The organism is Bacteroidales bacterium, assembly GCA_035353855.1.
Lineage (GTDB): Bacteria > Bacteroidota > Bacteroidia > Bacteroidales > CG2-30-32-10 > DAOQAK01.
Genome location: DAOQAK010000038.1, coordinates 14,981 through 41,057 on the forward strand (window position 1 = coordinate 14,981; position 26,077 = coordinate 41,057).

Annotated in this window: 14 protein-coding genes; 5 read left to right on the forward strand and 9 right to left on the reverse strand. The window is 31.9% G+C overall.

Features of this window, described 5'->3' with window-relative positions; genetic code table 11:
• Window positions 1-2 precede the first annotated feature (2 nt).
• The 5 genes from PKK00_10475 (at window position 3) to aroE (ending at window position 8,635) form a co-directional block, all read left to right on the forward strand.
• Window positions 3-1,502: a CDC27 family protein gene (locus PKK00_10475; GenBank protein HNW98822.1), complete on the forward strand. Its 1,500-nt coding sequence runs from the start codon at window positions 3-5 to the stop codon at window positions 1,500-1,502.
• Window positions 1,502-4,744 (forward strand): polysaccharide deacetylase family protein, encoded by a 3,243-nt coding sequence (locus PKK00_10480; GenBank protein ID HNW98823.1) that lies wholly within the window; start codon window positions 1,502-1,504, stop codon window positions 4,742-4,744. The genes PKK00_10475 and PKK00_10480 overlap by 1 nt, the downstream gene beginning before the upstream one ends.
• A complete protein-coding gene (locus PKK00_10485) occupies window positions 4,744-6,570 on the forward strand; it encodes a hypothetical protein (GenBank protein ID HNW98824.1) in 1,827 nt (608 codons plus the stop codon). The genes PKK00_10480 and PKK00_10485 overlap by 1 nt, the downstream gene beginning before the upstream one ends.
• Before the next feature lie 217 nt (window positions 6,571-6,787).
• On the forward strand, window positions 6,788-7,870 hold the full coding sequence (locus tag PKK00_10490) for a Fic/DOC family N-terminal domain-containing protein (GenBank protein ID HNW98825.1): 1,083 nt from the start codon (window positions 6,788-6,790) through the stop codon (window positions 7,868-7,870).
• An 18-nt stretch (window positions 7,871-7,888) separates the two neighbouring features.
• Window positions 7,889-8,635, forward strand: a complete 747-nt coding sequence (gene aroE, locus PKK00_10495) for a shikimate dehydrogenase (protein ID HNW98826.1) — start codon at window positions 7,889-7,891, stop codon at window positions 8,633-8,635.
• 241 nt (window positions 8,636-8,876) lie between these two features.
• On the opposite strand, the gene PKK00_10500 is transcribed toward aroE, so the two are convergent.
• The 9 genes from PKK00_10500 to PKK00_10540 form a co-directional block, all read right to left on the reverse strand.
• The gene (locus PKK00_10500; GenBank protein HNW98827.1) at window positions 8,877-9,404 is read right to left on the reverse strand and encodes a DnaJ domain-containing protein; all 528 of its coding nucleotides are present in this window, start codon (window positions 9,402-9,404) and stop codon (window positions 8,877-8,879) included.
• Between the two features lie 107 nt (window positions 9,405-9,511).
• The gene (gene bioA, locus PKK00_10505; GenBank protein HNW98828.1) at window positions 9,512-10,798 is read right to left on the reverse strand and encodes an adenosylmethionine--8-amino-7-oxononanoate transaminase; all 1,287 of its coding nucleotides are present in this window, start codon (window positions 10,796-10,798) and stop codon (window positions 9,512-9,514) included.
• Between the two features lie 41 nt (window positions 10,799-10,839).
• The gene (locus PKK00_10510) at window positions 10,840-16,797 is read right to left on the reverse strand and encodes a hypothetical protein (GenBank protein ID HNW98829.1); all 5,958 of its coding nucleotides are present in this window, start codon (window positions 16,795-16,797) and stop codon (window positions 10,840-10,842) included.
• Window positions 16,798-16,875: 78 nt separating this feature from the next.
• Window positions 16,876-17,544, reverse strand: coding sequence for a glycerol-3-phosphate 1-O-acyltransferase PlsY (plsY, locus tag PKK00_10515; GenBank protein ID HNW98830.1), 669 nt, complete (start codon window positions 17,542-17,544; stop codon window positions 16,876-16,878).
• 6 nt (window positions 17,545-17,550) lie between these two features.
• Window positions 17,551-22,032: a hypothetical protein gene (locus PKK00_10520; protein HNW98831.1), complete on the reverse strand. Its 4,482-nt coding sequence runs from the start codon at window positions 22,030-22,032 to the stop codon at window positions 17,551-17,553.
• 13 nt (window positions 22,033-22,045) lie between these two features.
• Entirely contained in the window at window positions 22,046-22,879 is an 834-nt protein-coding gene (gene prmA, locus PKK00_10525) for a 50S ribosomal protein L11 methyltransferase (protein HNW98832.1), read from the reverse strand.
• Window positions 22,880-22,977: 98 nt separating this feature from the next.
• Entirely contained in the window at window positions 22,978-23,742 is a 765-nt protein-coding gene (gene tpiA, locus PKK00_10530; protein HNW98833.1) for a triose-phosphate isomerase, read from the reverse strand.
• A gap of 21 nt (window positions 23,743-23,763) precedes the next feature.
• Complete coding sequence (locus PKK00_10535; GenBank protein ID HNW98834.1) at window positions 23,764-24,843, reverse strand: ABC transporter permease; 1,080 nt, start codon at window positions 24,841-24,843, stop codon at window positions 23,764-23,766.
• Between the two features lie 4 nt (window positions 24,844-24,847).
• Window positions 24,848-26,008 (reverse strand): DoxX family protein, encoded by a 1,161-nt coding sequence (locus tag PKK00_10540; GenBank protein ID HNW98835.1) that lies wholly within the window; start codon window positions 26,006-26,008, stop codon window positions 24,848-24,850.
• Window positions 26,009-26,077: the final 69 nt, after the last annotated feature.

The following is a 26,077-nucleotide window of genomic DNA, read 5'->3' on the forward strand; positions in this document are numbered from 1 at the left end:
CTATGAAAAAAAACTACATTTTTATTTTTTTATTAATCATTGGAATATCCTTATCAAATAAGGCATTTTTACAAAACATTTCCGATACTACTTCTGTTGAGTATTTAATGCTGCAAGGGAAAAATGCATATACTAGTGGCAACATTGAAAAATCAAATTATTATTATGAAAAAGTTTTGAAATTAAACAATAATAATTTCGATGCAAAATTCGCAATTGCTACAAATTATTTCAGATTAGAAGAATACAAGAAATCTCTTCAGATTTACAATTCACTACTTGATGTAACGCCTATAAACACTGATGTATTAAATGGTATCGCTAAATGCTATATCAAACTTGAAGAGTATAATGATGCAATGACATTCTCAAAAAAATCATTAGCGATTAACAACAAACAAATGGATATATATTTTGATTTGGCATTCTTATATATTGTTAAAGGAAAACTCGACTCTGCAACATATTTTTATAAAGAAGTATTAAACATTGACAGCTCAAATGCCGATGCCTACGCAGGTATCGGAAAAATGTATTACTGGCAGGACAAACCTGTCACAGCAGCAAAATACTATAACAAAGCCTTACAAATTGACATGTCGAATACTGACAACAAAAATTACTTAAAGCTGATCAATGATGATTTAGCTTATAATGTTTCATTGACATTCATGAAAATTTCAGAAGAAGAATCATCATATAAAATCTCGGCATTCCTACAACGATATGGAGTTGAAAAAAGGATTAAAGATTATTTTTCATTATCATTATATACACTATGGGATTATTCAAACAGGGATAATTTATATTTTGATGATGTAAAAAGATGGTATGACAATACATGGATTAAACCAACTTTTATTTTCAAATCGAACCGCATAAGCTTGTTTGCCGGTGCAAGTGGCAATGATTCAAAAATTACTTCATATGGTTTTACATGGAGCACTTCATTCAACCTGAACAAAATAAAATTCAGAAATTATCTTACAGCAGCATACGACTATTTTTATTACTGGAATAAAGTTGGACAAAATTTTTATCAGAATACTTTAGGCATAACATACAAAAGACTTAGTCTATGGGGAACATATCGCTATGCAATTATTAAAGATAATTATGTATGGGATATTACTGAAAAGACTGATAACCCAAATACCCGATACAACATTGAACTAAAATATGAGTTTTTCAAGAACCCAAAAATTACTTTAGGCGTAAATCAGTTTAATATGAATTACAAATATGCTTCACCATTATACTATTCACCTGATAACAGAACCATTACCGGTGCTTCCATTTCAAATTATTTTAAACTAAAAAAATTCTATACTTATGAAGAATTTTTATACGGACAGGATAGTGATGCTGTTGAACAAACTTCAGGCTCAATTGAATTTGGCTATGAATTAAATAAGATGAGTTTTGCATTAAATGGAAATTATTTTAAAAACGAATTCTATAAAAGCAGTAACTTTCAATTTTCAATTAAGAGGTCTTTCTGATGAAAGCTAAATACTTTGTAATATTAATATTGCTGGCTGTACTGGGTTTGGTTGTTTATCAAATGATACGGATTGAAGATGCCCGTGAGAAAAAAGCAGAACAGGTTACAGAAAATGATATTGACGAACCTATACAATTTCTCACTAAAGATGAATTAAAAAAAATATATGGGCAGGTTGACTATTACACAATGGCAGGGGATGATTATTTCAAAGTACTACAACCCAAAATAGTTGATGGTAATGAAAAAAATATTTGGGAAAGCCTGTATTTAAAAGGAGTAAACATAGGTGTTGCCATGCCAGGATACTTCCCTGTTGAGTTTTCACTAAAGTTTAACGATTACCTTAAATGGTTTAAACAAATCGGGGAAATGAACTCCAATGTTATTCGTGTATACACAATACTACCGCCCGAATTTTACGATGCATTAGCATATTACAATTTACACAACCAGAATAAAAAACTTTATCTTATACAGGGAATATGGGCTGAAGAGCCGAGCGACCGAAATTATTTTAACGCAGACTTCACAAAAAAGTATCAACGTGAAATACGAAATGCTGTTGATGTAATAAATGGCAATGCATCATTAAAGCCTAAAATCGGGCATGCTCACGGAGTTTATGTTTCCAATATTTCAAAATATGTGATTGGGTGGTTGCTTGGGCGTGAATGGGAACCCAAATCAGTAATATATACGAATAATGAAAATAAAATTTCTCAGTACTCAGGTAATTTCATCACCATCAACAATGGTACTGCAATGGAAGTGTGGCTTGCCAAAATGATGGATTACACCACACAATATGAAACACAGAAATATTTTAAACAACACCCTATATCATTTATAAACTGGCTACCCTTAGACCCGATGTATCATAATTATGAGTTTATCGAAAACGATAAGATTAGGGAATATGACAATGATCTAGTGGGTGTTGATTTCATGAAATTCAATGCTACTGAATTATTCGAGCCTGGTATTTATGCAGCATACCACGTTTATCCTTATTACCCCGATTTTATATTCATGGAAGAAGAATACACCTCGGCGATTAACAAACGTGGTTATAAAGATAATTTTCTCGGCTACCTGAACGATTTAAAAAAACATGTTGGAGACATTCCCCTTCTGATCGCGGAATATGGACTTCCTTCGAGCAGAGGTGTAAGTCATTACAATCCTCTGGGTTTTAACCAGGGTGGCTATAGCGAAGCACAACAGGCATCGTTATCTTCTGTGTTAACAGAGGATATTTTCGATTCAAAATGTGCAGGAGGTTTATTCTTTGAGTGGATTGACGAATGGTTTAAACATAACTGGCTTGTTATGGATTTTGAACAACCTGCTGAAAGAAGAAAACTTTGGCATAATATGGAAAATCCGGAACAAAATTTCGGGATACTTGCAGTTGAATCACGCAGCAAAACTATCGATGGAAATTTACATGACTGGAAAAATATTCCCGATGATACTGATAAAAATTATATTGTTGCTGATGCTGATGCAGCTTATTTTTATCTTGCAGCACATCTTCCAAATCTGGACCTCGTAAAAAATAAATTATATGTTGCGTTCGATACATATGATAAGAAAAAAGGCGATCACAAACTTCCATTTTTAAATAAAGAAATTGATAATGGCATAGAATTCCTTTTAAAAGTCGAATCAACAAGTGATGCAAAAATACTTGTTGATGACCAATATTCATTGTTAACGGATATAGTTAAAAACATTATACCCGTTTACGCTTCAAAATATAATAATAACGGAAAATTTATTGAGCAGTTATTAATTGCAAACCGTGAAAAAGAAACTTTAAAAGGAAAAAAAATTGATTCAATATGTTTTAACCGAAGTATATTACAATCAGGAAATAGCAGCAAACCCGAAACATCTAATGCCGACTGGTACTGGGATGATAAAACAAAAACGCTTGAACTAAGGCTTTCATGGCCATTGCTGAATGTCAGCGACCCTTCATCAAAATCGGTACTCGATGATATTGCAGGAACTCCCGACATAGAATATACCGAGACATCAGGGTTTAATATTTTTTATTATATCACGGATAAAAAAGATAAGCTTCTCAATGAAAATTCCAATTCATATTTTTATTCATGGGATACATGGGAAAAACCTGAATTTACTACAAGGTTAAAACCTGTATATGATTCGCTTCAATTGCTTTTCGGCAACCTAAATATTCCTAAACATTTTTTTGAGACAAAAGAAACAGTTACTGAAAAATTTTCAGTATGTAATTTTTATGAAAATAAACAAGGTGCAATTTCAATAACCTTCGATGATGCCGATTACAGCCAGTTCGAATATGCTCTTCCTGTTCTTGGCAAGTATGCTATAAAAGCCAATTTTGGAATTGTAAATTCATGGCTTGGCAATTCACCTTCGCTAATTGCGGAAGATGGCAGCTTTAATATTAAAAGATTAGGATTGCCACAAGTGCAAGATATAATTTATGAAGGTCACGAAATTTCATTTCATGGAAATTATCATAAAAATTACAGTAGTCTTACATTGGAAGAAATCACAAAAGACTTTAAAGATTCTAAAGAAAGTCTGGAGAAAAAATTAAATACTAAAATATCGGTAATTCACTATCCTTATTCCGGTTCTAATGACAAAGTTGTAAAAGCTGCACAAAATGCGGGATTCCTGTTTGGCCGTACAGGTGAAAAATCAGATGTATCGAATGAGAACAATGATTTCATGAAACTCAACAGCATTGTATTTTTAAATTCACAAACTCCAACAATCAATGAACTTGATTCAATAATTACTAATTCAAAAAATTCATGGACCATATTATTGTATCATCATCTATTTCCATTGGTATCAAAAGAATACAAGCTATACAAAAAACATAATGTTGTAAATACTTACACCGTTACACCATATGAATTTGTCAAACAAATCAGGTTAATTCGTAATTCAGGTTATTGGATAGCACCTATTTCATCAATTGGAAAATATATTAAAGAAAGAAAAAATGCTGTCATAAAAACTTCACGAAATGGAAACTCAATTTTCCTTCGCATTGATAATACGTTAGACTCTGAAATTTATAACCATCCGCTTACCATTCAATTTGAAACAAATAATAAAAAATTCAGGATTACTAATTGTGCAGCAGATGGAATATACAATGCAAGAGACAATAAATTATTTTTTAATGTTTATCCAAATCAAGATATAACAATTGAAATTTTAGACTGATGAAATCATATAAATTATTTTTTATCATTCCTCTTATTCTTACAGCTTTGTTTTCATGTAAAGAAAAACAAAGCCCTGTAGAATCAGAAAGCTTTTCAAAGCCTGAAGGATATATGCTTCCACGAGTATTAATATTAACAACAGGAACAAACAAAGGAAATGGAATGATGGCTGAAGGAGTTATTCTTGCTGCACAAACATTCAATAAGAATGGAGCATATGTAAGTATGGATTCGAGGGAAATTTTATTAAAACCCGAAGAGCTCAGCAAATTCAACATTCTGATTCTTCCCACTGCCGCTGGATATCACGATGCTGACAGGAAATATTCTCTAACATACATGTCTGATGAAGAATTGAAAACACTGCGCGACTGGGTTAAGAATGGTGGTGTTCTGATTGCCGGTGATAATATTGGAAGAAACCTATTGGATGCAACTGACAGGACAAGTTTATATGGCGAACTTACTCCCGGAGATTGGGCATTAGGCGAATGTTTCGGGATTTCGCTTATAGAAAAAAATATGCAGGGATACCGTATTGACGGCAATATTACCAATAACTTAAAAGGAAATTTTGTTCCGCAATTTGAAGATAATATGTGGGCGCTGGTTGTGGACACTATGTATTCTGATAGTATTAAAGTTCTTGCTAACTGGGTAAATGATAAAGAAAAAATTCCGGCACTTATACAAAACCGATTCGGAAAAGGTTTATGTTTTTTACTGCCTACATATTATTTATTACATCCTGCAAACTCAGGTGGATATTGGAGTGCAGAACAGATCACAGAATTCTTCAATTACGTTCTTTCATTATTTTATAAAATAAATCATTCAACAGTTCATTTAAACATTTGGCCAGAAGCCAACAATTATGCATTCTGCGCTACACTTAATGCAACCGGCAGCCTTGAAGAATTTAACAGGGTATTAAAATTATTTAAAGACGAAAATATTTCACCTTCAATTTTTGTAAATCAAATCCCTGATTCAACTATCAGAAATATTTTATTACCATTTTCATTGCAATCTAATGGGTTTGCTAAAATTGATAACCAGATCGCACAGTTCTATGAAATAAACAGAAATATCATTTCAAATGAAATCGTATGGAAGAAAAAATTCACAGGATTCCGTTTTCCTTTCACACGTACCAGTTATTGGGGTTTTGAATGTTTATCAAAATATGGTTATAAATTTGATTCAAGTATCGGAGTCGACAATCTTGAAAATTTTTATGGCAGCGCATTTCCTTACAACATAGCTATATCAAGCAATTCATTATATAAATACATTGACATGCTTGAAATTTCACCAGTAATGAATGACGACTATTATTATTACGAAAAAGTATTAACTAACAATTACACTCAAGCGAACATTGAAAGAGATTCAAAACTTTACGAAAAGTATCTTGAAAATTTTTGGGAATATGCAATAAAGCCATACAACGGACTTATGGTGTATCTGGGGCATCCTGTTTACATTGGATATAACGATTCGACTTTAAATCCGGTAAAGAAAATAATTAAAGAAATAAAATCTGAGAAAACATGGGTTACATCAATTGAATCGGTTTGCGACTACTGGAATAAACTTGGTAAAGCAAGGTTTTATGTAAATGATAAAGAAAGTTATACCGAGATTTTAGTACAAATTCCCGATAGTATCACGATTGAAAATGTTTCATTAAAACTTGACAAAATCCCTGAATCTGCTGAAGCATTAGAAGGTGAATGCGAAATCATGAAACATGATAGCTGCAACTACATAGTTTTCGATGCCTTCAATAATCAAAAGATTAGTGTGACATTTAAAAAATAAATTATACTTTTATTTTTTAATTATTCATAAAATGAATCTTTACGGACTAATCGGCTACCCACTCACCCACTCGTTTTCGGCGCAATATTTCAGTGAAATTTTTTAAAGGAAAATATTCACGATTTAACCATGTCATTATAATTTTGCCTGATGGGAAATAGTACACATTTATATTATATGTACTATTTTTTGTATTTTTGGTGCAAATAAAAAAAATATGGGACACAAAGCACCATATCATATTCTTGATAAACTTCCACCCAAAAGAGAGAAGGTGGAAACATTAAAAATTCTCAGACAAGTAAATAAGACTGCCGCTGCTTTAGCCGAATTAAAAGGCTTTACAAAAACTATCCCAAACCAGGCAATGCTGATAAATGCTATTGTAATACAAGAAGCTAAAGGAAGTTCAGAAATAGAAAATATCATAACTACACAAGATGAACTTTACAAAGCATTAACAATTAACAAAACGAATATCTCTCCTCAAACAAAAGAAGTAGTAAATTACAGAAAAGCTATTATTCATGGATTTAAAATTGTTACGAAACAAGGGTTTTTAAAAGTAAATGATATTATCAGCATTCAACAGGAACTGGTTAACAATACTGCCGGAATAAGAAGCTTACCCGGAACTGTTTTAAAAAATGATAAAACTGGAGAAGTTGTATACACTCCACCTCAAGACAAAAATGAGATTTTAGATTTACTATCAAACTTCATTACGCATTATAATCAAAATGATTCTGACTTAAATCCTTTGATTAATCTTGCAATACTTCATTACCAATTTGAAAGTATCCACCCATTTTACGATGGCAATGGCAGAACCGGACGTATTCTAAATATTTTATATTTAATTCTAAATCATTTGATAGATATACCTATTTTATATCTTAGCTCATATATCATTCAAAATAAAACAAAATACTATAAACTTTTAAACCTAGTAAATAAAACTGGGGAATGGGAAGAGTGGATATTATTCATGTTAAGGGCTATTGAAACAACTTCTTTGCAAACTATTGAAAAAATTTATCTTATCCGACAATTGCTTGAGAAGACCATTCAGAAAGCACAACTAAAAGCGCCAAAAATATACAAAAAGGAATTAATTGAATTATTATTTGAACAACCGTATTCGAAAATTGAATTTGTCGTGAATTATTTGAATGTAGAAAGAAAAGCTGCTTCACGATATTTAAAAGAGTTAGAACAAATTGGAATTATAAAATCTCAAAAAGTTGGACGTGAAACAATTTATATCAATCACAAAATAATAGAGATATTGAAAGGATAATAACTATACATAAACATTATGAACCTATACGGACTAATCGGTTACCCACTCACCCACTCGTTTTCGGCGCAATATTTCAGTGAGAAATTTTTCAGGGAAAATATTCACGATTGCCGTTATGAATTATTTCCTATTAAAGATATTTCTGAAATTGAATTCCTTGTAAAAAATAATATTGATTTAAAAGGTTTGAATGTTACTATTCCTTATAAAGAAATCATTATTCCTTTTCTCGCATCAATTGATAATACAGCAAAAGAAATAGGTGCAGTTAATACAATAAAAATTATCGATAATAAGAATTTCATTCTACACGGATACAATACCGATGCATTTGGTTTTGAAGAAAGCTTCAAACCGATATTGAAAAAAAATCACACGAAAGCATTAATACTTGGTAATGGCGGGGCTTCCAAAGCAGTTGCATATGTTCTAAAAAAACTTGGAATAGAATTTTTATTTGTTACACGAAATAAAAAAATCATTAATGAATCAATTTTTTATTCTGATTTGAACAAAGAATTTATTAAGTCGCATTTAATTATCATCAACACCACTCCTTTAGGAATGTATCCTGAAACACACACTGCGCCTGACATTCCTTATCATTTCATTTCAAATGAACATATCTTGTATGATCTTGTTTACAACCCTTCCGAAACTATTTTTATGAAACGAGGCATCGAACAAAAAGCAATTGTTAAGAATGGGTTAGAAATGCTTTACCTGCAAGCCGAAAAAGCCTGGACAATATGGAATGGGTAGATTTGAGATTTGTCATATGGTTTTAGGTTGAGCTACTGATTTGGTTGATGGTTTAAGCCTGGCCGTGCGCTAACTGTAACATTGAGTTTATCGAAATGTGAACATTCTGTATACGATTCATTCTTCGATGAACTCAGAATGACCGTCATTTCAAAATTAATACCGATTGTATAAATGTTATCGGCATAACCATTGTAAAATTTAAAACATCCTTTGGACTATTTTAAATTAACAATTGGTATTACTTCTTCCTCATTTCTTTCCCCATCAATCGCCAACCGTAAAGTAAAAGTAATAAAAACCAAACGCCAAAAACTACTCCTCTCATTCCCGTTTCATCTTCATCAACAAGTTGTACTATACCGAAAATTATAGCCAATGCTCCTGAGATAAGTAAAAAATAAAATAAAAAATTATCAATTATTTTAGTAATCAATTTCGAGAAAAGTTCGTCTTCCTGCTTTTGTTTCTGCGATTGTGTATATGCACGATAGTAGGATTCATATGTGTGATGAGCCCGGTTATTATCTGCCTGTGCTCTCAATCCTGTTGTTGATGGGTATTTTAATTTAAAATCATACCATTTTCTTTTTTCAGGATTTATCAAAACCTGGTAAGCTTCATTTAACGATTGAAAAAGATTTTTAGCATCAGGTTTTTTACTTACATCAGGGTGTAAAAGTTTTGCTTTAATCCGATACGCTTGTTTAATTTGCTCTGAAGTGGAGTTTCTTGGTATGCCTAATATCTGGTAATAATCGTTAATCACAAAAAATAATTTATTTCTTTAACCTGATTATTTTTTCTGTGCAGATTCGTAATTTTTTTTTGCTTCCATGTGATTATTGATTTCTGATGAACAACAAAGCCTGAATACTATTTTATAAATTGATCACAATGCATATCAAGAAAATTTTCAATTTCAGAATAAATATATTCAAGGTCGGAATTGTTTATGCAATAAGGAGGTAAAATATATATCACATTTCCTAACGGACGCAGAATAATTCCTTTTTCTAAAAAATATTTATATGCTTTATCTCTTATTGAATTTATGTACCCGGTGTTGTCAGAAGTTTTTATTTCAATAGCCAGGATGGTGCCACGCTGGCGAATATCAATTACCGACGGATGAGAAGAAATATTTTGAAAAAATATTTGATGTGAATTTTCTATTCTTTTTACATTTTCTTCACATTCCTTATTTTCATATAAATCGAGAGCTGCCAATGCAGCAGTGCATGATATAGGATTGGCAGTATAGGAATGACCATGATAAAGAGTTTTTGTTTTATCGTCAGAAATAAACGCATCAAAAATATTATTATTACACGCTGTAACACCCAATGGCAGAAAACCACCGGTAATCCCTTTTGACATACAATAGATATCAGGTTTTTCAGAAATATAATCTGTAGCAAATAATTTTCCTGTCCGGTAAAACCCTGTCATCACCTCATCGGCAATGGTAATCACATTATGTTGTTTACAGAAATGTATCATACGCTCCAGTATTTCCGGCTCATACATTAACATTCCACCTGCACCCAAAACCAAAGGTTCAAAAATAAAAGCAGCAGGTTCATTTTTGAAAACTGAAATTTTTAATTCTTCAAAAGCTCTCTCTTCACAACCTTTTAAAGGAGTTTCAATGAATATCACATCAAATAAAAAATCGTCAAAAGCTCTTGTAAAAACACTTCTCCCGCTTGCCGACATTGCTCCAAAAGTATCGCCATGGTATGCATCGCGGAATGCAATGATCTTATTTTTTTTAATTCCTTTGTTGCTCCAATATTGAATTGACATTTTCAATGCTACCTCAACAGCAGTAGAACCATTATCGGAAAAAAATATTTTTTTCTGATTTTCCGGTAAAATACTGAGCAAGCGTTCAGCAAGTTCAACAGCAGGTTGATGTGTAAAACCTGCAAATATTACTTGTTCCAGTTTATTAAGTTGTTCGGAAATTTTTGATGCGATATACTTATTCGTATGACCAAGAGTATTCACCCACCATGACGAAACAGCATCAATATATTTTTTATTATTTATATCAAAAAGGTAAGCCCCTTCTCCCCTTTCGATTCCGATTACTTCAGCATCTTTCATTTGTGTATATGGATGCCATACATGCTGAAGATCGCGCTCACATAAATTCATTTATTCAAGATATTATTAAAATAGAAAAGTATAAATAAAATTTATTTCATTAATTCCATTTCCTTGGTAATATTAATCTTCTGGTTGTTTTTAAAAGCTACAACGTATGCATCAGTAATTCCTTTTGAAATGAGTTCATTCTTATATTCGCCTGCTGCATCATAATTTTTAAAGCTGCCGGAAATGTATATGGTAATACCATTATCTGTTATATAATGATCCAATCCGTTCGTAACAACAATATCAAGCCATTTATTAAGTATATCGGTAGGAACTTCATTTTTATATGCACCAACCTGAACTTTAAATGTAATACCGGTCATATCAACTGTAGATATAGCCGTATTTTCAACTTCAATATTTACATTTCCTGCTGCCTGCAATGCTTTTGCTTCGTCATAACTTATTTTCTTTCCATTGTAGTATACAACAACAAATGCATCAGTAACACCTTTGGTTACTATTACATTTTTGGCTGCAACAGCCTGCTGAAGGTTATTAAAAGTACCTGACAAATACCGATAATAACCATTAGCCATAATTTCATCATATAAAGGAGTAATTTTAAATAGCTGAGCAGACGTAACCGGTCTGACATAAACTCCAACCTGAACACTATAGAATAAACCTTTTATACCTGAAACAGGATTAGTTAAAATACCAGTTGTTGCGACATTAGCATTTGCAACAGGAATATTACCTGTTTTAATCATAGCCAGCGCATCAGCTACAGATACACGTTTCCCATTAATATACGCTACAATAAAAGCATCGGGATACCCATCGTTTTTGATTTCAGTGCAAGCAGTTCTTGCAGTATTATAAATTGTAAATAAACCTGACATATACCTGTACATCCCGAAATTAGTAGTTTCGGCAGTAACCAATGGAATACCTTCAAATACATCTGGCGATAGATGCTGTTTAACTGCACAGAACTGTACTTTAAAAACAACACCTGCGGGCAATTCATTATTTAGAGGTACTAATCCTCCGGCTGCTGCAACAGCAGTATTATAATTTGCAGTATAATTTGCTGCTTCTGTTGTATTATTTACATTAGTTTCAGTAGTGGTGTTTACTGCTGTATATTGATTTGTGGTTGTTTCTGTTGCAACATTATTATTTGTATTATTATCAACAGCCGTAACATTTGTATTAGTAGGTGTTTCAGTAGTGATATTCGTATTTACGTTTTCATTAACAGCCACATTCTGATTAGTGGGTGTTTCTGTTGTAACATTATTATTAGCATTATTATCAACAGCTGTAACATTTGTATTTGTAAGTGTTTCTGTAGTTATATTTGTATTTGCGTTATTAACAGCTACATTTTGATTAGTTGGAGTTTCTGTAGCAACATTAGTGTTCGCATTATTATCAACAGCCGTAACATTTGTATTAGTAGGTGTTTCAGTAGTGATATTCGTATTTGCATTATTATTAGAAGGAACAACAACATTGTTATTTACAATATTGCTGGCATAAGTAGGTTTCATTTGTTTATAAACATCAAAAGCTTTTTGTTGTTTTTCGATAGCAGTATTTTCGTTGGCAAGCACTTCGTTATATATTGATTTTTTAGTATAATAAGACATGCTATCATTTATGGTCTTTTTTAATGCATCTGCCTTATCGAAGTAATATTTTGCTTCGTTCTCAATAAGAGTTGCTGTTGTAGCTTGAGGATTACCTTTATAATTTGTTTTTATAGAATCCAGGAATAATGAATTGTTATAATAATCTGTTGTATTACCAAGGGTTTTCGACTCAAAAGATTCGATATATTTATTTTCAGCATTCTTTTCAATAACAGCAGCTTCTTTTCTCAGGCTTTCTTTTTCTTTAACGTCAGTAGTATTGTTTGCTTCCTTGCGTTTTTCTATAGCTTTTTCCATTTCTTTTGAAGCATCATTTGCAAGTATTTCAGAATAGTTATTTACTGAAACGCTTGCTAATGAAGGGTCAGGAGTATTATTTGTAGTTTGAGAATGCAGGTTATCTGATTGTGTTTGCAATGTATTTTGATATGCCTGTAACTGCGTTATTTCTTTATTGATATTTGCCTTCGTTGTTTCGTTCTGTACTGCTTTTAAACTCGACTGTAAAACTTTTATGCGGGTTTTCACTGTTACAATTGCTTTATCAACTATATTTTTTTTTACTTCCGTTTCCTGAGTTGTAGTTAAAGCTGTAACCTTATTTGTTTCTGATTCAATATTTTTATTTGATGGTAAGTTATAATCAGTGTTTACAATATTATTTGAAGGTACATTCGCATTATTAACTTCAGGTTCGTTTTTATTTTCAATGTTTTCAGCAGCATTATTATTTGCAGAAACATTGTTATCTGCTGAAACTTCATTTACATTATTATTTGTAACAGCTGTGTTATTTGCATTCGATTCGTTTTCATTAGTTACAGCTGTGTTATTAGCAGTTACTGTTTGTGTATTGTTAGCATTGACATTTGCATTATTAGTTGTTACGTTATTATTAACATTAGATGCATTATTGGCATTTGCATTATTATTAACAGCTTCATTTTGATTCGTCGGTGTTTCTGTAGCAACATTAGTGTTCGCATTATTATAAACAGCAGTAACATTTGTATTTGTAGGTGTTTCAGTGGCGATGTTTGTATTTGCGTTATTAATAGCTGCATTTTGATTAGTTGGTATTTCTGTAGTGATATTTGTATTTGCAGTATTATTTGTTGGAACAACAACATTATTATTTTGATTGACAGCTAAAGCAGCAGTATTGGTATAAGTGTTTAATTTTTCATTCTTTAAATCACTCAGGTATTCAACTTTATATTTAATCGATTGTGTTTCCGTTTTAAGTTGTTGTGATTTATTATCTTCTGTTTCTGTTTGCTGTTTTACATCAGCAATTTGTTGTTCTACTTTTTCAGCTTGATCTAACAAATCATCAGAATTTGCCGTATCGTTTATAGCCTGTTGTTTTAAATCCTTTACAACTTTAGAAAGTATGTATGATTTAATTCTAAGTTTATCAACATTATCTTCTGACTTCTCTAATTCATACTTTTTGTCATTAAGTGAAGTAGTAAGCTGTTTTGAATAATTTTCAATTGCAACATTAGGATTAATGTTTTCATTTGTTCCTGATTGATTGTTATTCTCATTATATGAATTTTCATATATCTTGGCCACAGAAGCTGCAACTTCAGCCTGTGCTGATAATTTTAATGTTTCATTTTTTGCATTTTCAGCTTTTCTTAGTAGTTTAACTTTTTCAACACTATCAGTAGCAGCATTAGCTTCAGCTATAATATTATCAACTTCCTTTTGTTTTATTACACTCTCTTCACTTTTAGTTGTTGAAATAGCATTTATCTCTTCTGATTGTTTTTTCAATACAGCCGCAGTTGCGTTTATTATTTTTTTACTGGTATCGTCAACATTATTCTGATTAGCTGATATATTATTTGCATTATTTACATTATTGGCTGAAACTTCAGTTATATTATTGACAGCAGCATTATTATTTTCATTCGTAACAGCAACTTCATTTTTATTTGTATTATTATTATTTGTAATAGCATTATTATTATCAACATTTGTAACTGCAACTTCATTATTGTTTGTTACAGTTTTATTATTATCAACTTTTGATACAGCAGCGTTATTAATTAGTTCTGTATTGTTTGCAATTATGGCTGTAGTATCTTTCGTATTAGTATTTGCAGCTATATTATTATTCGCATTAGCTGCATTATTTGCATTTGTTTCCGTTGCATTATTATTCACAACTGTTTTATTGTCGGTAGTAGTATTTGCATTATTTATATTAGCAGCATTATTCTCATTTGCTTTATTAGCATTAACATTATTTGTATTTGTAGTATTTACAGCAACTTCTTTATCGGGTGTTACATTTGAATTGGCAGCATTTTGTTTATTTTGCGCAATAGCGCTATTGGTATTGATATCCTCAACAATAGCAGTGTATATGGTGTTTTGCTTACGTGCGCTATCAAGGTCATCTTTGAGTGATTCTTTTTTCAGAGTTAAATTATCCAACTCATTTTGCTTTGTTGAAGCTTCAACTTCTATATCGGCAGCTTTTTTTATCAACTCATCTTTTTCTGTATCTTTTTTAGTTTCTTCAGCCTGTTTTTTATAAGTTTCAGCATCAGCTTTAAGCGAATTGATTTCCTCATTTAGTATTTTCGACTGTTTATTAAGAGCTTCCTCTTCTTTTACTTTTTTATTGATATATTCAGTATTCAGAGCTAAATCATCATAACTTGTATCAACAGGTGTATTCTTAAGCCTTTCCGTCATACGCTCCAGCATTGCAATAGAAGAATCGAATGAATTGGATTGTAATGCTTTTTTTATATCTTCATTATATTGAATAGCTTCTTCTGTTTCTTTTTGTTTATTTACTACCTGCTTGTCAAGCTGTGATGCAATATTATCAGCAATAATTGCTTCTTTATTTAACTGATCTCCTTCCGAGCGTTTTGTTGCAGCTTGTGTTAACAGAGTTTCTTTGGTATTATTATCTGTAGTCTTTTCTGCTTCAGCAACATTCTTTTCTGCTTCTTTATATTTATCAGTTGCTTGAGCTTTTCTGTTTGTGGCAATAGTTTTCGCTGCATCGCGCTTTGATTTCAGCTCTGATAATTCTTTCTTTGACTGTGTAGCCTGTTTGTCGGCAACATTTACAATATCCTGGTTGGACATATCATCAGGAATTTCATAATCATTGTTTTCCTGATTTTCATTAGCATTTACTACTTCTTTATTATTTACGTTATTATTTACAGCATTATTATCGGCTACAACTTGATCTTGCTTTTCAAACATGCTTTCGGTAGCATTAACTTCAAGCGATGCATTTTCTTTTAAAAACTGTAATGTTTTATTATATAATGAATCTGCATCTGTATTGGATATATCAAAAACGAGCGCCTCTTTATTTTCAGGTCTTTTATCAATTCTTACACGATAAACATTTATCATCCCGTTCATACTTTCGCGTGCCGAAGAAAAATAAGCATACTTGCCTGATAAATCGGGTACAAACATAATATCATCGAAAGGTGTATTTATAGGGAAATTTAAATTTTCAGGTTCTTCCCATACTCCTTCATTTAATGTTGAAGTGTAAATATCATATCCTCCAATTGTATTTCTACCTTTGGAGCTATAATAAATTGTAGCGCCATCAGCCAACATAAAAGGAAAATCTTCATCATAAGGAGTATTAATAGTAGGACCTAAACTTACAGGTGTGCTCCATTTTCCATCTTTTTGTTTTGTAGCTTTATATATATCTTTTCCTGTACTTCCATTTTTTCCATAGCTGGAAAAGTATACTTCGTTTTCTTCTTTGGAATAAAAGCAAAGGCTGAATTTTTCTTTCTTCTTATCCAACGGTGTTTTAAGAGCATCTGGTTTTACAAGGATTTTCCCTCCATAACGCTCAACATCATAGGAACGGAAAAAATCCTTGGATAATACTTCTGTCTTTTGTAAAACATATATATCAGAATACTGCTTTAACAGTGATTTTGCATTATTACAGATTTCAATTTGTCTGTCAACATCCAGTTTTTCTGCAACACCTGTACTCGCTTTGTCTTTATATATATTATACTCCCTGATCGCGTCAGTAAAACGATAATTCCGATGATATGCCATACCCAGGTAATAAAAAACAGCTTTATCAACTCCGTCTTTTGAAGATGCGAATTCCAGATACTTCAATGGTTTTTCAACATCTCTTGTATCGGCAAATAACAAACAAACTCCAAACCTGTAATTATAAGTAACATCTTTAGGGTAAATACTTAAAAGCTGTGAATATAAAGGCATAGCCAATGCATACTCTTCTGATTTAAAATATTCATCAGCATTCTTTTTCACATCATCCTGCGCTTTATCCTGAGCGCTGGCATTCAATGCAAAAAAAACAAACAATAAAAAGAAATAAATTATTATATGGGTATTCGGTCTTTTCATTTTATAAATATACAACACTATTATATAAAAATCAATACTTTAATATAGATTATATTATACTATAAATTCCATAAAAAGTTACGATTTTGTAATCAAAGGTTCTTTCTTTTTAAAGAAGAATTTAGATTCTTCACCATTTCTCAATCTCCGAATATTTTTCCTATGAGTAAAAAATATAAATATAGTTACTATAATAGAAAATAATATATATGCATATTCATCATGCCCAAAAACAAAATATGAAATAAAAGGAAAAATAAATGCTGATATCATAGAGCTTAACGATACAAAATGAGAAACAAATAAAATTATAGTAAAAATAACAAAAATAACAAGAGCGGCATCGGGCAACATTGCTAAGGTAACCCCCAGCGAAGTAGCAATTCCTTTTCCTCCCTTGAACCTGGCAAATATGGGTAATACATGTCCTAAAATAGCTATGAAAGCAAGTATTACTTCATAAAAAGCAAAAAACTCGTTATGTGTACCAAAATCATCTTTACAAAAATAGTACGCCAGATTTACAGCAAGAAAACCTTTCATTACATCAATAATAAAAACAGGCACCCCTGCCCTGGGTCCCAATACTCTTATCGTATTAGTTGCACCTGCATTTTTGCTGCCATAATCTCTTACATCTATTCCATAAAACCATTTTCCAACACATACAGCAGTTGGTATTGACCCAATAAAATAAGCCAATATTAAAATTAATACTGTATGAAAAGTAATAAAATCGTATTCCATGTTAGGCTATTTGTTACTTACTCGTGAAACAAAACTTTTCTTTTTGCTTTCTGTACTTATTGTATACTTATATGCAGGAAGGTCTTTTTCCGATTTCAATTGCTGGTTATCGGGTTTGGTTTCTTTTATACTGGTATTAAACTCAGTATTTGATGAAATTGCCTGCATCGTATTTGTTTTGTAATTAAAATAATACCAGTCCGTCGAATCAAACTCAAAATAAATATTTATTTCATCACCGGTACGGCTTTTCTTCACTTCAATATAACCATCCACATATTTATTAACCTGATTTTTATTTATAGCAATAATTGCCAAAGGACCTTCAGATACAAAAGATTTTGTAGAATGATTCCATTTCATTTTCACATCACCAAGTAAAAAAGTATGAATTAATTCGGGTGGTAATTTCTTAAAGCTACCATTCATCGATATATCAGAGATTAATTTATCTGCTTCTTTAGTCCCATATATTTCAGTCAGCGCTCTGGTAAAAGTAGGCTTTGATAAATCATATCCCTTGAGTTTAGTATATTTCTCCAATCTTTCATTCATTATCTTTAATGCATTATCGTTAAAGAAAAAGTCTAATGATATTACCAGATCGAGGTCTGTTGAATCAGGAATAATTATTTGTTTAGCATTTCCATATGCACCCACAGTAACACGCCCTGAATTTGGTGCAAGTTCAATCTTTCCATCGCCATATGCAACACAAGTTAAACGGGTTAAGCTTATGTAATTACCAGGCTGATTAATCTGTTTTATTTTTTCTTTATTAGATATCCTGTATTCATCGCTGGTTTTATCATATGAAATATAACCTTTTGCCTGAATTACTTCCTGATCGGTTGTTTTATGTTTTTTTGACAAGAATACTGCGTAAACTTCATTTGAATCATTTGCAAGCATAATACCTGCATCAAGTTTTTTACCATTGATATCATATATTGTATCGCCAATTGGGATAAAAATATCATTCGGGTTTACATCTGATTTGAATTTTACCCAGCTTCGATATGCAGTATCACAATCATGAGTGATATTAAAAGCGCCATTAAAAGTCAGGAACCGGTTGCTGGCAGTAAGATGTACACCTCCGGCATAATCAAATTCAGAACTTAGCTGGAATTTAGAAGTATCGCTTATTGCCCCATCTGCAAATGTTTGTATAGCAGTATCCACTCCTATCTTATTAAAATATATTGGGTATAAAGCAGTGTCAGAGGTTACATAATCATACATACCCGTAGCAGTATAGTTATTCTTTGCTGTAATTTTAATATCTGCATCATAAATTGTATGATATTTAGATGCTGTATTAGCAAGAATCTTGGCATCGGTAAGAGTTTTCATTTCAGCATCCTTAAATATGGTAACATTTCCATCACCGGGGAAAATGGCCGCATCGGCAACTTTAATCAGCTTAACATCTTTAGCATAAATTATACTCTCCCGTAAATTATATTTAGCACGCGGTGAGAAAAATCTTAATGAATCCTGTTGAGGATGTACTGAAACAAATTCAGAACCGGATAAATCAAGATCGGCTAATTCTTCTAACGAAAGTTTATTTAACTGCTCTGTTCTATTAGACTTTGAGTTTACAAGGTCAATTTCTTCTTTATCCATGTACCAATCAAATTCATCCATATAACAAATATATTTATTGATTGGGAAATCAACTTTTGACCCACCACCATTGGATTTAAACTCACCCTTTCTTGCATCAAAATCGATATGACTTTTATAATTATATGTTGAAAAAGCTAAAGCAGATAAGTCATAACTCCTTAAACGAAAATCAGCAGTATCGGCATCAAAAACCCTGTTTTTATATTTAAATAACTTAGAATCCATTTCTGCATCACTAAATACCATCATTCCTGAACCTGTTAAATTTTTAGGTGTAAGATATAAACTTCCATTCATTACCGCTTCATTATTGTACATTTCAATAGGTTTCTGTTTTTTTGTAATGGTCATCAAATCATTATATGGCATCCAATGTTCATAAACATCCTGACCAATAACCGGTGGGTACTCAGTTCCTGATTTCACTTCAACCAGTTCAAAATTCTGAACATCTGCATTCATTGAATCGGGAAAGAATATAAAATTATTAGATTTACTTACAGAAGTTAAATATTTTAAAGTTCCATTACCACGAAGTCCTTTGTTGCTTAGGTCAACAATAGAATCAAATATTCCTTTGCCTTTATATGCCTGAAATCCGCCTTCAGGTGTAAGGCGAACAAACCCCAGTGAATAATCAGGTTGCACTTTAAGCGATTCATCAAAATCAGGAAAAATATCAGCTGATACAAAGTTGCCATCGAATCCAATACCTTCTGTTGTTATATCATCAAGGCTATCGATAACAAATGGATCGATATGAAAATAAAAACGGTCTCTGGTATATACTCCTCCCCATATTGGTTTTTTATCATAATAAACATACGAATCTTTCTGACTGGTAAATAACGGATATTTTGCAATTGATTTTAATCCTGATTTATTATTTGATTCATCAATCTGAAGATCGCCTTTAATTCCTTCAATAACTGATTTTACTTTTTCTTTTGTATAAACGCCTTTGTCATTTGGCTTGAAGCTTCTTACATAAAAAACCAGCGAATCAACCACCGGCATATCAATATTAAATTTCAGATAATTGAAAGAAAAAAGTTTTCCATAGAAATCAAACAATCCCGCATGAACCCTTCCTTCAAAATCAAAGTCCCTGTTTTTCTTTACTATCAATTTTTGATCAGTTGGGTAGATTCTAACATTTTGCGAATCGCTAAGGTGAACAACTTTAACTCCATTAAGTTTTAAATCAAAGTTAAGAAGATTAATAGAAGCATTGACTTCTGAAGTAGTAACCGAATTGAACTGAATTACATCGTAATCAATTTTACCTACACGCGAAAGCAGGAAGTTACCCAATTTTTCTTTAATATATACTTTGTCTTTATCAATATCATATGAAACAAAGCCCAGGTTTGCCAGGGTAATCATCTGTGCCTGGATTTGCGAAAGATCAATATTGCGGGATTTTGCATAATCAGGGACATATACAATATTGGTATCTTTAAGTTTTGCATATTTTCTTAAATCGCTTAAAGGATGCGTTTCATCAATTCCCATAATTTTATAATAACGCGCCTCAGAGTAGTAATTATATGATTCGAAATCAGCTTCCCCTTCAATCCCTGTTCCCTTAATGGTGGACATTTTAATAATAGGTTCATCCAGCTTCCAGTTCATCACCTCAACATACATATCCAATTTATGATAAGTATCGAAAAATGGGGTCTTTGCAATCCCCTGGTTTGACCGTATAAATGAAAGCTCCCTTTTATCGTTAAGATATTTCATTTGAAGCCCCGGATGATAAATGGAATCTTCTTCCCAATAAATAGCAACACTTGCATCTTCAGATGAGATCTTATCTTTACGTATAATATAATTTTTAGCACCTGTTTTTACAAATTCTTTTCCTTCTCTGTAAAATGTAAAATAAGCATCCTGTTTGTCATCACCGGCGCCAAGCAATTTTGCACCGCTCATTGAAAATCCACCGTCATAATCAACTCCGGTGAAAATGTTTTTAATCTTAAGTCGCTTATCATATGAATCAAAACGAGGATAAGTTGCTTTTTCAGGGGTCATATTTGCCAGAACCTTTTCTTCTAAAACACCCAACAAAGGAGAAGAAAAATAATTTATGTTATAAAAATTCACCGAATCAGCAGTGTATTTTGAATATTTCAAGTTAATGGAATATTTGCTGAGTTGAGCATATACAGCATTTTCTTCAAGACCTGCTCGTTTCCATGTTACAGTTCCCCCATTTCCTTTCCATATCTGGGTTGTAGGATAATAAACTCCTTTTGTATTATAAATTTTAGCACTATCGTTATTAGCTAAACAAGTAAAATCAAGTGAAGGAAAAACGATACGGGGAACAGTATCATATTCAAAAATATAATTACTGTTATTCGATTTCCAGATTGTAGTTGAAGATTTATATAAAATATTTTCAGTAAAAAGATTATTACTTATTTCCAGGTAATCAATAAACAATGAACTTGTTGACCTGTTAATCAGTTTATCAAGACTAGCTTCCCATGCTTTATAACTTGCTTCTGTTTGATTTGTATTTTTAAAACTTATGATAGTAGTAAGATAATTTCTAAAATGCGGGATGTTCTTCATTTTCTTTTTAAGCATTTTATTACAGGTCGCTATCATCAGCTTTTTTTCATCTGCATTAAATTTCCCGCCATTCCATTCTAAAGTGAACATTTCAATAAATTCTTTTGCAATCTTTTTATCATCAGGGTTATCAACTTCTTTAAAAAAGTTTGTTAACTCTTCTAAAAATATTTGCTGATCATCCGAAAATTTCTTGATCGTCTGAGCATTGGTACTGATTGCAATGAAAATAGAAAATATTGCAAAGAAAAATATGCGAAGTTTCATATGGAATACGATATTATTTTTTCTTAAATTTCAGAACGCTCCAGTTATTCTTAACACTTTTATGAATAAATTTCACGCCATTCGATTCTGCTTTATCGGAAACTACAGGAACATCAGCATCATAAAAGCCACTCAATAAAAGGATGCCTGATTTTTCAAGATGGCTGGTATATGCAGGAATATCGCGCATTAAAATATTGCGGTTAATATTTGCAAAAATAACATCATATGTTTCGGAGATTATTTCTGCATCACCAAGGAATGCTTTTACTTTATTACCGGCTTCATTCCTGGCTATATTTTCAACAGAGTTATTATAAGCCCATTCATCATTATCAATTGCAGTAACGGTTTTGGCTCCCATTTTAGCTGCAAGAATTGCTAGTACCGAAGTACCACAGCCCATATCCAAAACTTTCTTCCCTTTCAAATCCAATTGAAGAATTTCTTCGATCATTGAAGAAGTTGTTTCATGGTGAGCTGTACCAAATGACATTTTAGGCTCAATAATGATATCATATTTGCAATCATTTTCAACCGGATGAAATGGTGCACGCACACAACACTTACCTGCAATAATTACAGGTGTGTAACTGCTTTCCCATTCTTCATTCCAGTTTTTATCCAGAATATTCTTAAATTCATATTTGATTTTAAACTTTTTATTTTTAAAAATGTCAAGGTTTTCAACCTCTTCAGATGAAAGTTTTGTTGATGGAATGTAAGCAAGCAATCCGGTCTCTGTTTCCACAAAGCTTTCAAAACCAATATCAGCAAGCATTGCAGCTAATATTTCGTTTCCAGAATCTTTAGGTGTAATGGTAAAATTAAATTCGATATAATCCATTAAATTGTTTTATTGTAATGATATTTTTATTCAAAAATTTGTAACAATAAAAATAGAATATTTTTTCGAATTATAAAGAGGTAATAAGTTAATAATTATTAAAAAGAATCAACTATGGTAATAAAATCGTTGGCAATTAATGAAGCTCCTCCTATTAAACCGCCATCAACATCGGTATTTGCAAACAATTCACGGGCATTTTTAGCATTACAACTACCACCATATAAAATTGTATAATTACCGGCAATATTGTCGCCATATTTTTCTTTAATCAACCCACGTATAAATGCATGCATTTCCTGCGCTTGTTCCGAAGATGCGGTAACACCCGTACCTATTGCCCACACAGGCTCGTATGCAATTATAGTATTTTGTATTTCTTCACTATTCAGAACAAATAATCCTTCTTCAAGCTGTGTTTTCACTATATTAAAATGGTTTCCTTTTTCGCGTTCAGCAAGTATTTCACCACAGCAAAATATTGGTTTCAAATTATTTTTTAAAACTGCTTTTACTTTTTTGGCAAGAAAATTATTATCTTCATTAAAATAAGCTCTTCGCTCAGAATGCCCTAATATAACATGACTCACGCCAATTGATTCAAGCATCGAAGCAGCAACTTCGCCAGTATAAGCTCCTTTTTCTTCGGAATGGCAATTTTGTGCAGCCACAGAAATTCGTGAACTATTTTTTGATAACTGGAATACGCTTTCCAGGAATGGAAATGGAGGTGCTAATATTACCTGAACATTTTCAGAAATTTTTAATTTTGATACTCCTTCAACTATCCCGTTTACCAATGCTATCGCTTCATTACGGGTTTTATTCATTTTCCAGTTTCCTGCAACAATTTTTTTTCTCATATAATTTTAATTTAAAATTATTTATTGAACTCTTATTCGCGGATCAAGGTATCCATATAGAATATCTACAATTATATTTATAAAAACCAAAATTAATGAAACAAACAATACAGCGCCCATTAAAACCGGAAAATCATATTTTTCAAGTGCATCAACAATAACCACTCCTATTCCTTTCCAATCGAAAATATATTCAATAAAAACTGCACCGGCAAGCAATGAAGCCAGCCACCCTGAAATTGCCGTAACCACAGGATTCATGGCATTTCGCAATGCATGACGCGAAATGATTTTATAATAACTAAGCCCTTTGGCTTTTGCCGTGCGAATATAATCCTGGCTTAAAACTTCGAGCAGCGAATTTCTTGTGAGTTCTACAACTACTGTCAATGGACGTATTCCAAGTGTAATTGCAGGCAAAATTAAATTTTTCAAACTTAAATATTCGCCATTACCAAAATCGTCTACACTGTATAAACTTCCAAACATGTTCAACCCGGTAACTTTTCCGAGAAGGTAAGCAAATATCCAAGCAGCAAGTATTGCAGCAAAAAATGAAGGGAGCGACATTCCCATTGATGAAAACACAAGTGAAAATTTATCAAATAAACTATTCTTTTTTACCGCACATAATATCCCGATGAATATTCCCACAACCATTGCAAATCCAATAGCAGCAAAAGCAAGTATAGCTGTATTAGGAAATGCTTCAAGCAAAATATCATTAACCGGTCGTTTGCTTTGGTATGACCTGCGCAGGTATGGCAACTTTAGTACCAGTGAATTATTTGATGAAATTTTAAAAAGTCTTATTGCAGAATATTTGGAAGTGTCGAGATACCAGTAATCAGCAGGGTTATTAATATTATGAACTGACAAGGGAGATAAATCGTTCATGTAATTCATATATTGTATTCCTACCGGTTTATCTCTTCCCAGGTCTTTATTTATTGCTTCTATTGATGAAATATCAGCACGCTGACCGAGCATCATTCGGGCCGGATCACCGGGAAGGATATTGAATAAAAAAAATATAATAGTAACTACCCCGAATATAACGAGGAATCCATAAAACAAACGTTTTAAAATAAACCGGGACAACTCGTTATTTATTTAAATATTTTTCTTTTACTGTTGAATACTCAGGAAAATCACGCCAATGCCATTTTTCAACAACAACACCATTATGTATAAGCACGATTCCGGGATTAGCTCTAACCATAGTTTTTAAAGCTGTTTCATCAACATTATAAATCGGGAATATCGCCTGAACTTCATGTCGGAATAATTCTACATCATCAGGAATAGAACCGGAAAGTCCGATAAATGAAATGCTATCTTTATCACAATTTTCTACAAACTTATTTATTTCTGCATAAATTGTTTTTTTGGTTTTAAAGATATCGGGAGCTGCTAAAATAAACTGATACCCGGGATTGGTTATTATTTCTGCTGTTCTATTAATAGTATCATCATAAATTATAAAATCATGAATAGGCGCTTCTTTATAGGGTTGAATAATTTTTTTATCCTGTCTTACAAATTCGATATTTGCCATTTTCACTGAATCTTTCCAGGGTAAGGTTTTCGAAGTATACTCTTCTTCTTTACCTGTTTTTTTATCTTTATAAACCAGAACAACTTCAGAAATTTCGGGTGTAGCTACAACCTGCTTTGCAATAGTATCGCCTTTTTTCCATGGCAAATCATTCCATAAACCCAATTGTTTTCTGAATGGGAATTCATCAATAACGGGTAAATGATTAAGGCAATAAACAGATACATGAACAATAAATCCGGCGCCTAATATTATGATAAGTAATTCTATTTTCTTGTTAAATGCCGGTTTTGAAATCTTATTTGTAAACAAAAGAAATATTGTCATAATTATCAGAACAATATTTTTATAAAAAGTATTCCAGTTCGAAAGTTTTATGGCATCGCCAAAACATCCGCAATCGGTAACCGGGTTGTTTATTGCAGAAATATAGGTTAATACCGTAAAGAAAAGCATTATTAAAAATGCAAACCATGAAGAAAGTTTTGGCTTTACATTAAACAGCAGCATGACACCTGTAGTAAATTCAACCATACAAAGGAGAATGACCAATACGAGCGACAATGGGCTCATCCATTCTGTACCCCAGGCTTCAAAATATTCGTTGAATTTATAAACCGATCCAAGCGGATCAACACCTTTAACTATTCCTGAAAACATAAAAGTTAAGCCTAAAAGTGTTCTGAAAATAATTCTTATAGTTTTCATATTTTCTTAATATTTATATACTAATGCTGAACAAAAATAGAAAAAATAATTAACAACCCAATGGTTAAA

Coding starts and splice junctions, on each gene's coding strand:
- PKK00_10475 (HNW98822.1), top strand. CDS start 3: ATGAAAAAAAACTACATTTTTATTTTTTTATTAATCATTGGAATATCC.
- PKK00_10480 (HNW98823.1), top strand. CDS start 1,502: ATGAAAGCTAAATACTTTGTAATATTAATATTGCTGGCTGTACTGGGT.
- PKK00_10485 (HNW98824.1), top strand. CDS start 4,744: ATGAAATCATATAAATTATTTTTTATCATTCCTCTTATTCTTACAGCT.
- PKK00_10490 (HNW98825.1), top strand. CDS start 6,788: ATGGGACACAAAGCACCATATCATATTCTTGATAAACTTCCACCCAAA.
- aroE (HNW98826.1), top strand. CDS start 7,889: ATGAACCTATACGGACTAATCGGTTACCCACTCACCCACTCGTTTTCG.
- bioA (HNW98828.1), bottom strand. CDS start 10,798: ATGAATTTATGTGAGCGCGATCTTCAGCATGTATGGCATCCATATACA.
- PKK00_10510 (HNW98829.1), bottom strand. CDS start 16,797: ATGAAAAGACCGAATACCCATATAATAATTTATTTCTTTTTATTGTTT.
- plsY (HNW98830.1), bottom strand. CDS start 17,544: ATGGAATACGATTTTATTACTTTTCATACAGTATTAATTTTAATATTG.
- PKK00_10520 (HNW98831.1), bottom strand. CDS start 22,032: ATGAAACTTCGCATATTTTTCTTTGCAATATTTTCTATTTTCATTGCA.
- prmA (HNW98832.1), bottom strand. CDS start 22,879: ATGGATTATATCGAATTTAATTTTACCATTACACCTAAAGATTCTGGA.
- tpiA (HNW98833.1), bottom strand. CDS start 23,742: ATGAGAAAAAAAATTGTTGCAGGAAACTGGAAAATGAATAAAACCCGT.
- PKK00_10540 (HNW98835.1), bottom strand. CDS start 26,008: ATGAAAACTATAAGAATTATTTTCAGAACACTTTTAGGCTTAACTTTT.